The following is a 12,283-nucleotide window of genomic DNA, read 5'->3' as shown; positions in this document are numbered from 1 at the left end:
TTTAGTCTTACGCCCTCAACCTTAAACCTTGCACCTTTATTCATATTTAAGCGCATCAATAGTATTTGAATTCGCGGCTTTATAAGATCGAAAGCTTACTGTTATTAAAGTAATCAGCATTGATATCACCATAGCCATAGCAAAAGGCCAAACGCTCAGATCTATCCGATAGGCAAAACCAGAAAGCCATTTACTCACAAAAAGATAGGCTAATGGCCATGCTACTACATTTGCAACAAACACCATCAATAAAAAAGAGCCATTCAGCATTTTAACCAGCTGTAAGGTAGATGCGCCCAAAACTTTCCGGATGGCTACCTCCCTGGTGCGTTGCATAGCCACAAATGAAATCAGGCCAAACAAGCCTATAAACGAGATGAAAATGATTACACTGGCAAACACTTTAAATAATACCCCCATGATGTGTTCACTTTCATAATAGCCCTTTATCCGGTCATCAACAAAATCTGCATTATAAATATTATTCGGGAACGTACTGTTCCACAAGGTTTCTATCTGGTTCATAGAAGATACAAGCTGTTTGCCCTCTAACTTTATTGCAGCTTGCCAATATTGATTTTTATCGGCAGAAATAGCCAGACCGGATATTTTCTCTTTTAACGATTTATCATTGTAGTCCTTTACCACTCCTACAATCGGAATATTAATACCTGTGGCATTGATCATTTTACCAAGGGCATTTTCGGGCTTCGTTATGCCTACTTTTTTCAAAAATGTTTCGTTAACCACATAACCATTGGCCGTATCGCTCTTCATAAAGACTTTTCCGGCAATGATCTTTAAATCGAAAAGTTTAAAATAATTTTCATCGACCTTACAGGTTCTTACCTCAAAATCTTTATTTTTCGCTCCATTAAAAGTAAAATTGGTCGAATTTATATCCTGGGATAAGGGTGGCGACTGGCAATAGCTCAACAGTTGTACACCGGATATTTTTAAAATCCTTTCTTTAAAAACACTCCGCTTCTCTTTACTCACCTGGTCTCCTGGCATCCCCACCATTACCACTGTGGATGAATTAAAACCCAACGGTTTCTGCTGCAGGTAGTCCATTTGATTTACAATTACAATGGTACCGATAATGAGTATAACAGTAATTGCAAACTGCACCACCACCAAAATTTTACGCAGGCTTAGACCGTTGTTGTTAAGGGTAACTTTATTTTTTATAGCCAACGCCGGATTAAAACCTGATATGATCATTGCCGGATAAAAGCCGGCCAAAAAGCCAACAAATGCAACCAGCAGAATCATAAACACAAAAATAACCGGATGCCCGAATAAACTAAAGCTGATCTGATTTTTAAATAGGTTCTGCATAGCGGGTATAGCCAACTCACTGATGATACAGGCAATTAAAAGTGCGATTAAAACCAGTACAACGGTTTCGGTTAAAAACTGTACAATAAGCTGCTTGCGCTTGCCCCCCATTACTTTCCTCACACCAACCTCTTTAGATCGGTTGACAGCCTGTGCTGTATTTAAATTAATAAAATTGATACAAGCCGTACAAATTAAAAACAATCCAATAATGGCAAGTCCATAAATCTGGCTCCTGGCAATTGTTGCATTTACAAAATTATCATAACGATCATCAAAATGAATCTCTTTTAATGGCTGAAGCCTGTTGACCTGATTGCCCTCAATTTTCTTATCTGCATAATATTTTTTATTGAATTTTGCCATTGCTCCATCAAGATCTGATTTGCTCAGTCCTTCTTTAAGCAACACATAACTACTTAAACTCGAATTGATACAATCCCAACAGTCGCGGTTACCGTAATAATCATATAAATTTTGATAAGTGATCACTATTTTTAAAGGGAAGCTGCTATTCTGCGGCATATCCTGAAATATTCCAGTAACACTTAGCTGTGTTTTGGTCCCCATGGTAATACTTTTACCAATTGCATTTTGTATGCTGCCAAAATACTTAATGGCCATCGCCTCAGATAGGGCAACGCTATTAGGGGCTTTTAAAGCTTCTGCCGGTTTGCCGTACTTCCAGTTGATATGAATTACATCAAAAAAATCGGGTTCGGCGAAAAACAAGTTTTCCTGACTTTTTAAAATTTCCCTGCCTGAATTATCCTTAATGTGTATAATATCTTCTAATTTGGCAATTGCACCTATCTTTTCTATCCCAGCGATCTCATTTCTCGCTGCAGCTGTAAAAGGTATGGGTACTCCTGCAGAGAAATCATCGAAAGCATTGTACTTCCAATCCGTAACTACCCTATAAATCCGATCTGCATTTTTATAACCTTCATCAAAACTGAGTTGAAAACGGATAAAAATAAATATCAAAATACAACTTGCCATCCCAATTGATAAACCAAGAATATTGATAAGCGTGTAGCCCTTGTTTTTCCAAAGGTTTCGCCAGGCGATTTTTAAGTTAAGTTTAAACATGTTGAGTGAGGTTTAGCGTGAAGCGTTTGGAGGTTAGCGAAAATTTATCGCCTATCGCCAAACGCCACTCGCAGGTCTTATTCATATTTAAGTGCATCAACAGGGTTTGCTTTTACGGCACTGTTTGCCTGGATGCTTACGGTTATAATGGTTAACAAAATAGTTAGGGCTGCACTGATTAAAAAAGGAAAAAGTGGCAGATCGATTCGATATGCAAAGGTTTCGAGCCACTTTTTGGTTAATATGTATGCCAATGGCCAGGAAATAATATTGGCTATAAGCACCATAACAAAGAATGAGCTATTAATGAGCTTGAAAATCTGTAAATGACTTGCACCAAGAATTTTCCTTACTGCAATTTCCTTCATTCTACCAGTGGTAATGTATTTTGCAAAAGCAAATAAACCCAGTATTGCAATAAAAATGGTGAGCATTGCAGCAGCAAAAAAGACAGACTGTAACTGTTCTTGTTTTTTAAAGAGTTTACCATACATTTCATCCAGAAATTGGTAACGGAAATTATCTCCGTCCAACTTATTAATCTCCGGCCATTGCGATTTTAAGGTACTTAGCACTTCAGACATCTTGCTTTCTTCTATTTTTAGCATAATTTCTGTTTTAGGATTTCCACAGGGATCATTTATCGCGTAAATGGCAGGCTCTACTGCTTTCTCAAATCCAAGTGCTTTAAAATCTTTTATCACGCCTACAATCTTATATTCTTTATTCTGGCAGCCCTTTATGATTTTACCTATTGGACTGGTTAATCCATACTTTGCTACTGCAGCTTCATTAAGTATAGCAGAATTTGCCGTATCGGTATTAAATTCTCTGGAGAATGTTCTGCCTTCTTTTATCTTAATACCTAACGTTTCGAAATAATCAAAATCTACATCAGTAAAACTTAAAGTTTGTTCCTTTCCATCTACAGTATATTTATTTTTCCCGCCATCAGAACCGTCTGGCAAGGCATTGGTAACGGTAACCGATTTCACCCCCGGAATCTTGGCCATTTTATCCCTTATCGGATCGAATTTGCTTGGCGAGACAAAATATGCAAGGTTTTTAATGTACACCACTTGCTCGGGTTTAAAACCAACATCCTGGGTACGCATGTATTTCAGCTGGGAATTGATAATGAGTAGACCTATAATAAAAATTACAGCTATGCTAAACTGAAACACCAATAAGCTATTGCGCAACCAATAACTTTGTTTGCTGGTTTGAAAATTGCCTTTTAAAACAAGGGCAGGTTTAAAACCTGATAAAACCATTGCAGGATAAATACCGGCAATTAGGGTAATAAAAATTAAGATAAGCGGCAATTGCCAGAATAAGGCACTATTGGCTACCCAAATGGATAAATTGACCACGAACAGGTTATTAAATTTCGGCAAGATGATTTCGGCCATAATCAGTCCTAATATCGTCGCTGCTAAACACTGGATTAAAATTTCGGTTAAAAACTGAAAGGCAAGCTGGAAGCGATAAGCACCCATCACTTTTTTAACACCTACCTCTTTTGCCCGTTTGGTTGCCTGTGCTATACTCAGATTGGTAAAGTTGATACAGGCAATGACCAAGATCAAAATCCCTAAAACAGATAAAGCCATTAGTACTTTATAATTGGCATCGGTACCAGCCTTTGGTTTAAGGTGTTGGTTTTTTAAAGGATCGAGAAAGGCTTTTGTTGCTTTAAAAGTCTTATTATTGGGATCTTCTCCATCTTTAAGCATTTCCTTTTTATAAAGGGTATTAATTTTGGCTTCAATTGCCTGGATATCTGTGCCCGGTTTTACCTGAATATAAGTGTTGTAGTTATTATAGCCATAGTTTTCTCCCAAACCCATTTCTTTTACCAACGAAATGGCATCGAAAGTAATATTAGAATGGGGATCTGCAAAAATACTTCCGCTCAGTTTGCCGGTTATACCTGAAGATTTACCGCCAATCCCAATCATTTCAGGCTTATTATCTTTATTATGAGGGAAAAGCGTTTTATAATTTTCGTTGCTCAGGTAAAACAGATTTTCGGTTGTACTTTCCGGTTTAATTAAACCATTATTAGGTTTAATGTTAAACATTTTTGCAGCGTCATAATCGAGATACAGACATTTACTTAAAAAAACAACACCGTGGTCGCTGTTAACCGGAAATTCAAAAAAGCTCATTTTCATGGTACCAACTGCAACTACTTCTGGCATTTCTGCTTTAATGGCTTTACCCAACGGTGGCGGAGTATTATTGGTCTTGAAATCAGGCAACTGTCTTCCTACTATATAAATATCATTGTAATTAGGATTTTCCCTGTCAAAACCTGTTTCATAAGTAAAATACATGGTTACCAAAATAAATGCAGCTAATGCAATAGCTAAGCCACCAATATTTATGAAGGTAATTACTTTGTTTCTCCAAAGGTTGCGTAGTGCAATTTTTAAGTTTAATCTGAACATAAGGCGTAAGGTTTTAGGGTGTAGGGTTTAAGGTCTGGGCGCGTTAACCTTACGCCCTCAACCTTTTAGCCTTTTACCCTTATTCATATTTAAGTGCATCAACTGCGTTTGCTTTGGCCACTTTAAAGGTTTGCAGGCTTACCGTTAAAATGGCAATAATTACCGAGGTTAAAAGGGCGAGCAAAAAAGGCCATGGGTTAATGGTAATCTTATAATCATATTTCTCGAGCCATTTGGCAACCAGAATATAAGCTACCGGGATAGCGATCACATTGGATATGATTACCAGTTTCATGAAATCTTTGTTCAAAAGGACCAAGATATCAGAAAGATTGGCACCCAATACTTTACGGATACTAATTTCTTTACTGCGCTGTTCAGCAGTGTATAGCGCTAAACCCAATAAACCTAAGCAGGAAATAAAAATGGCGAATCCTCCAAAAATATTGGAAAGTACGCTGAGCAACTTTTCGCGCTTAAGTTTTTCGGCCATGCCCTGACTAACCAGTTTCACTTCAATTGGATAAGCAGGATTTAAACGTTGGCTAACTTGTTTTATCATTTCAATTGATGAGGTAAGCGATTGTTTTGTGCTCAATTTTAATAGCAAAGATTTGCTATCGCGAAGATTATAATAGTAAACTGTCGGCGAAACCTTTGCGCCAAGCGATTCGTTGAAAAAATCTTGCACAACACCTACAACTTTAAGCGGTGGATTATCTCCCCAGTGGATTACCGTTCCAATAGGATTCTTTAAGCCCATCAATTTAACAGCCTCTTGATTAAGAATTAAAGATGTTGATGTATCGGCAGAGAATTTTGAAGAAAAATCTCGTCCTGCAACAAGTTTCACGCCAGCTGTATTTGCAAAATCAAACCCTATACTTCTGTAACTGACTATCGAAACATCATTTTTAGGTTTGTTAGGCCAGGAAATGTCTCCTGTTATATTCCCGCCACTTGTAAAAGTACTTGCGTATTCAGTTGCCAATTCAATGGCTCCAGCTCTTTTGAGTTCGTTTTTAAAAATTTCGAGTTTACCAGGTTTCGTCAGTTCACCTTCTAAATCTATTTGAGCCAAAGCAGCAACATCAAAACCCAGCGGCTTATCCCGCATATACTGAATTTGCTTATAAATTACGATTGCAGAAATAATCATGCAAATGGATAGACTGAATTGAAAAATCACAAGCACCCTACGAATGGAAAGCGAGCCTGCAGAACCTTTAAACCCCTTTAATACCTTTACGGGTATAAATGATGAAAGGTAAAATGCAGGATAACTACCAGCAAGCAAACCGGTTACCAGAACCATAGCAAGTAATACGCTCCAAAACTGATAAGCATTGTAATCAATTTTGATCGAAACATTGAGCAGATTGTTAAAGTAAGGCAACGAGACTTCGAGCAGTGTAAAGGCAATTAACATTGCTAAAAAAGACAGCAGTATTGATTCTACCATAAACTGTCCCATTATTGTATTTCTGGTAGAACCTAAAGCCTTTCTAACACCTACCTCACGGGCACGTTTCTCCGACTTAGCAGTTGAAAGATTCATGTAATTGATGCAGGCGATAAATAATACACAGATGGCCAGAAAAACAAATAATCGCAACTGATCAATTTTACCCCCTACCGATTTCCCATTGTCAAAATCATCATATAAGTGAAATTTGCTTAAAGGAAAAAGAAAAGGTTCGTATGTCATTTCTTTTAAATCGGGTTCTTTGTTTACGATGAAATGTTTTAGTGCTGCATTGGTTGCATCTAAAGAAGCATTATCTTTAAGCTGAAATAAGGTTAAACAGGTAATTGCTCCCCATCCATTTTCTTTCTCTGAAGGATTTTCCTGTTCTAAAAAAGCCCATGGCTGTAAAACATCAAATTGCATGGTTTGATTTTTTGGCAAATCTTGTATTACAGCACTAACTTTTAAGTTTACCCTGTTATCGTATTTAATACTTTGCCCTATTGGGTTCTGATCGCCAAATAATTTCTTCGCTGTCGATTCGCTTATAAGTACATTATTAGGCTCGGACAAAGCAGTACCTGGATCGCCGTAGATAAATTTCTGTTCAAGGATTTTTAAAAAATCGGGATCTACATTAAATCCAATTAATTTAAAATTATTCCGGTTATGGCTATATAATTTCTGACCATTGTTCATCGAAATGCGGGCCGCACTTTTAATACCAGGCAATTCTGAAACCCCTGCTTTGGCCAGTTTATTCGGAACGGCCATTGTGGTAGCCAGCTTGCCGTTAAACTTTAAATTTAATGCGGCAAAATACACTTTATCGGCATTTTTATATTGCTTATCGAAACTCCATTCGTAGTTAACGTACAAGAGTAACATTAAACAACAGGCCATTCCGATAGCTAAACCGCCTACATTGATCAATGTAAAGCCTTTGTTTTTCCAAAGGTTACGCAGTGCTATTTTTAGGTTTAATCTGAACATTATAGATTAACTGTATAAATTGTTAAAATGGTTAATTGTTATATTGCTAACTGAAAACTGCCAACCGAATTACTCGTATTTCAGGGCATCAACAGGATTGGCATTAGCCGTTTTATAAGCCTGAAAACTTACAGTAATCAATGCCATTAGCAAAGTCCCAAATCCCGCTATCGGCATAATCCACCATGATATTTCGGTATGGAATTCGAACTTCATCAGCCATTTATTCATTAAATAATAACTCAAAGGAATAGCGATAACGATAGCAACTACAATCATTTTCACAAAAGAGAACGACAGCAATTGCATTAAATGAAGTAAAGAGGCACCTAATACCTTGCGTACACCAAATTCTTTTGTTCTCTGCTCGGCACTATAAGCCACCAGGCCAAAGAGTCCCAAACAGGAAACGAATATGGCCAGTCCGCCAAAAAGATTTGAAAGGATGCCTAAAGTTTTTTCGGAATTATATTTTTCAGCGTAAACATTATTTAAAAAGTTAATCTCCAATGGATAGGCTGGATTTAAGGTTTTAGTGATCCTGCCAATGGTTTCGATATTACTTTGAAGACTGTTATTTTCATTCAAACGCATAGTGATGTTTCCCGTTTGGTTCTTATCGAAGAATACCACCATTGGATTGTTCGATTTGTAAGGAGAATCCCAAACATAATCATCAAAAACACCAATAATATTAAATTTATCCCCAAAAATTGTGATTGTTTTACCTACCGGGTTTTTATAATCAAATACTTTAGCCGCTGAAGCACTCACCATCACCGCACTCGTATCTGAAGCGAAATTTTCTGAAAAATCCCTTCCATTGGTTAATTTAATGCCGTTGGTTTTAATAAAATCGTAGGTCGTAATTACCTGATTAAACAATTGGTTGTTTGTAGCTTTCAACATTCCTTCCCATTCGATTCCTGCAAAATTGCGACCATGATGTGATAAACTCACCGATGATTGGAACATTGAGGTAACCGCTCCAGATTTTAGCAGTTCAGTGCGCAGCAGTTCATATTTTGTTTTCAGTTCGCCATCCTGAGGCATTTCTACTAAAGCGTTCACATCAAAACCTACTGGCCTGTTTTTAATGTACTGGATTTGCTTATAGATAACCAAAGTGGAAATGATGAGGATAATAGCAAAACAGAATTGTCCAACAACTAATACTTGCCTTAAACCAACCGAAAAGAAACCGCCAGATTTAATTTTTCGTTTTAAGGTTTGTATCGGGTTAAAAGACGAGAGGTAAAATGCAGGATAACTGCCGGCTATTAACCCTGTAGCTAAAACAATCCCGATAATACCCATCCAACTGGTGTTGTTGAAATAAGATATATTCAATTTTATATTCAGCAGGTTGTTAAAAGTGGGCAAAAAGATCTCGAGGATAGCAATCGAAAAGATCACAGCAATAAAAGTTAGCATCATCGATTCTGTTAAGAACTGTATAATCAGCGAAGTCCGGTTGGCACCAATAGTCTTTTTTATGCCTACTTCTTTTGCACGTTTTTCTGATTTGGCTGTAGCCATGTTCATAAAATTAATGCAGGCAATTAAAAGAATTCCGAAAGCTAAGCCAACAAACAAATAAATCTGTTCTACTGCGCCACCGATACTTTTGCCATCTTCGAACTTTCCATATAAATGTAGCTTTGCCAATGGAAACAATACCTGCGATTGCTGATTATTTGTATTATTTTTTTTCTCTATCTGATTGATTTTTTGGTTAACCAAATCTAAATTTGCACCACTTTTTAACATTACCAGCGTTACAAAACTATAATTGCTCCAGTTTAAATCTTTGGCGCTCCGATCAATCGTTTCGTATAAGGACCAAGGCATTAAATAATCAAATTTATTGGAACTATTATCAGGTTGATCTTTAATTACGCCGGTTATATTCAAATCTAAACGATCTTTAAAACGTACACTTTTATTCAGCACATCAGCTGTTCCGAACAATATTTTAGCGGTAGATTCCGTTAAAATAACAGAATTTGGATTACTTAAAGCTGTACTGGCATTACCATAAATAAATTCATAATCGTACATTTTTAAGATATCAGGCTCGGCGAATTTTGATTGACGCTTGAATGCATTTTGTCCGTTGGCTATTAAATTCCTGCCTCCATAGTCCATCCTCGCCATGTACCTAAGTTCGGGTAAACTTTGTTTAATTACCGGCCCGAAAGCAGTGGTTGAGCCTTCAAATGTTCCGGAAATTTTACCGTTATCACCAGGAATATTGGTCATAGTGGTGAAAACGTTAGCCGATTCTTTGGCCTGTTTATCAAAGTTCCATTCGTAGGTAACATACAAGAGCAACATTAAACAGGCAGCCAAGCCAATGGCTAGCCCAATTACGTTAATAAACGAACTTACCTTGTTTCGCCAAAGGTTGCGTAGTGCAATTTTTAAGTTTAATCTAAACATAGTTTTAAGGTTGAAGGTTGGAAGGATAAAGGTTGAAAGGTTTGGGGCTTTAGCCTTCCGCCTAAAAACCTTCTGCCTCCCTGCCCTTATTCATATTTTAAAGCATCTACCGGGTTTGCCTTTGCCACTTTAACCGATTGAATACTCACGGTGAGTATGGCAATGATTACCGAAAGACTAATTGCGGCTATAAATGGTAGGGCAGAAACAGAAATGCGGTATTCGTATCCCGAAAGCCATTTGTTAATAATGATGTAGGCCAATGGAAATGCAATTACATTGGCTATTGCAACCAATTTGATGAAATCTTTGTTCAATAAAGTAAGGATGTTGGCTGTACTGGCACCCAAAACCTTGCGGATACTGATTTCTTTCTTGCGTTGCTCTGCCATAAATAAAGCTAAACCAAGTAAACCCAGACAGGAGATAAAAATGGCAAAACCACCGAACCAGTTTGAAAGTGTACCCAACAATTTTTCATCCCTGAATTTCCGTTCAAAATTATCATCAACAAATCTTATTTCGGTTGGATAAGATGGATTTAACCTCTTTACGGCTTCATTAATTTTGTTAATGGAGGTTGTAATGTTGTTTTTATCATTTAACCGCATAATAATAGTAGTTGCTCGGCCAGGATTTTGCGCGATAAGCAGTGGTGCGGCTTTTTGATAAGGCGATTCCATTACATAATCTTTAACCACCCCTATAATTCTCAAAGGTTGGTCCCAGGTGATCATTTTACCTACTGGATCTTTCATCCCCATTACTTTAACCAATGCCTCGTTAACAATTACATTGGCGGTATCTGCAAAATCCTTTGAGAAATCCCTACCCTGCAAAATTTCCATTCCTGTAGTTTTAGTGAGATCGAGATTGGTAAACCTAAAGTTGACCAGTATTTTATCTTTTTCATTTTTGCCGGGCCAACTTATGCCATAAGTATTGTTCCCTCCAGAGGTTAAAGACATGCTATATTCTGTGGAGGCAGTTATAGCGCCCGATTTCAGTAGTTCATCTTTTAGAATTTCGCGTTTTTCTTTTTTTGAAAATTCGCCTTCAGTAGAAATCTGCACCAGGTTTGTGCGGTTATAACCAATCGGCTTATTTTTAATATAGTTTAATTGCTGATAAATTACAGCAGTACAAACAATTAAACAAGCTGCAAACACAAACTGAAAAACCACTAAAAATTTACGGATAGATAAGGTGGATCCTCCTGAAATTTTAAAACCTTTTAAAACTTTAACCGGATCGAAAGAAGACAGGTAAAATGCAGGATAACTTCCGGCAATAAAAGCTGTTAATAGCGTTAAACCTAAAAATACAGTCCAGAATTTATAATCGCTGTAATTAATATCGAGGGTGATTCCTAAAAGATTATTAAAGTAAGGCAAACTTATTTCGATCAGCACAAAAGCCAACAGCATGCTTAAAGTGGTAAGTAAGACCGATTCGAACATAAACTGACCAACCAAATTATTTCTGGAAGAACCAATGGCTTTACGCACGCCAACTTCACGCGCTCGCTTTTCTGATTTGGCGGTAGAAAGGTTCATGAAATTAACGCAGGCAATTAGCAGGATACAAAAAGCCAAAAGAAAAAAGATCCTCAACTGATCAATCTTTCCACCTACGTTTTTACCATTTTCAAATTTATCGTATAAATGCCATTTGGATAAAGGATGCATAAAAGGTTCACCATTGGCTTCTTTATCATGCGCTTTGATCATGCCCTTCATCTGGCTATTGGCACGATCAAAAAAGGAATTATTCTGAAGTTGCACAAACAACATACAATAATTGTTTCCCCAGCCACTTTCTTTAGTCCATGGATTTAATTTTTCGTACAATTTCCACGACATGATATAATCCAAATGGATTGTCGAATTTTTAGGTGAATCTTCAATTACAGCTTCTACCCTTAAATTTTCTTTTTCGTCAAGTTTTACGGTTTTGTTGAGTGGATCTTCATTTCCAAATAGATTTTTCGCTAATGTTTCTGTCAAAACTACCCCGTCAATACTATTCAACATGGTATTTTTATTACCTTTTAAAACTTTATAATCAAACATTTTCATGAAATCAGGATCACTGAAAATGGCGTTCTTTTTAAAATTATTATGGTTGTAAGAAATGAGCATCTGCTCTGCATACGATAGACGGCTCACTTTGGCAATGCCTGGCACTTTATCTTTTATTTCATCCCTCAGTTGACCTGGAAAGGCCATAAAACTAAAGGTTTCTGAAGCGGTTTTTTGGTTATTGTAAAGCACATAGGTTTTATCGTAATCTGTAAATTGCTTATCGTATCCGTATTCGTAAGCTACGTACAATAATAAAATCATGCAGCTGGCCAAACCGATGGCTAATCCACCAAGGTTGATCAGGGTGAAGCCTTTGTTACGCCACAGGTTGCGTAATGCTATTTTAAGGTTGAGTTTAAACATTGTGGGATTAACTGTATAAATTGTTAAACGGGTTAATTGTTAAATTG

General features: G+C 37.0%; 5 protein-coding genes. All 5 read right to left on the bottom strand.

Going from position 1 to position 12,283, the window contains the following annotated elements; genetic code table 11:
* Positions 1-36: 36 nt before the first annotated feature.
* Positions 37-2,433: an ABC transporter permease gene (locus tag ACN9MR_RS04620; protein WP_426328452.1), complete on the bottom strand. Its 2,397-nt coding sequence runs from the start codon at positions 2,431-2,433 to the stop codon at positions 37-39.
* Positions 2,434-2,510: 77 nt separating this feature from the next.
* Positions 2,511-4,886: an FtsX-like permease family protein gene (locus tag ACN9MR_RS04615; RefSeq protein ID WP_426328451.1), complete on the bottom strand. Its 2,376-nt coding sequence runs from the start codon at positions 4,884-4,886 to the stop codon at positions 2,511-2,513.
* A 79-nt stretch (positions 4,887-4,965) separates the two neighbouring features.
* Positions 4,966-7,347: an ABC transporter permease gene (locus ACN9MR_RS04610; RefSeq protein ID WP_426328450.1), complete on the bottom strand. Its 2,382-nt coding sequence runs from the start codon at positions 7,345-7,347 to the stop codon at positions 4,966-4,968.
* Positions 7,348-7,416: 69 nt separating this feature from the next.
* Entirely contained in the window at positions 7,417-9,789 is a 2,373-nt protein-coding gene (locus ACN9MR_RS04605; protein ID WP_426328449.1) for an ABC transporter permease, read from the bottom strand.
* Positions 9,790-9,875: 86 nt separating this feature from the next.
* Positions 9,876-12,236 (bottom strand): ABC transporter permease, encoded by a 2,361-nt coding sequence (locus tag ACN9MR_RS04600; protein ID WP_426328448.1) that lies wholly within the window; start codon positions 12,234-12,236, stop codon positions 9,876-9,878.
* Between the last annotated feature and the right edge of the window lie 47 nt (positions 12,237-12,283).

The sequence above is a fragment of the Pedobacter sp. R-06 genome, assembly GCF_049913135.1.
GTDB lineage: Bacteria > Bacteroidota > Bacteroidia > Sphingobacteriales > Sphingobacteriaceae > Pedobacter.
This window is presented reverse-complemented; position numbering and strand designations above follow the sequence as displayed.

Excerpts from the sequence above, each read along its gene's own strand:
- ACN9MR_RS04620 (WP_426328452.1), bottom strand. The coding sequence starts at position 2,433 with ATGTTTAAACTTAACTTAAAAATCGCCTGGCGAAACCTTTGGAAAAAC.
- ACN9MR_RS04615 (WP_426328451.1), bottom strand. The coding sequence starts at position 4,886 with ATGTTCAGATTAAACTTAAAAATTGCACTACGCAACCTTTGGAGAAAC.
- ACN9MR_RS04610 (WP_426328450.1), bottom strand. The coding sequence starts at position 7,347 with ATGTTCAGATTAAACCTAAAAATAGCACTGCGTAACCTTTGGAAAAAC.
- ACN9MR_RS04605 (WP_426328449.1), bottom strand. The coding sequence starts at position 9,789 with ATGTTTAGATTAAACTTAAAAATTGCACTACGCAACCTTTGGCGAAAC.
- ACN9MR_RS04600 (WP_426328448.1), bottom strand. The coding sequence starts at position 12,236 with ATGTTTAAACTCAACCTTAAAATAGCATTACGCAACCTGTGGCGTAAC.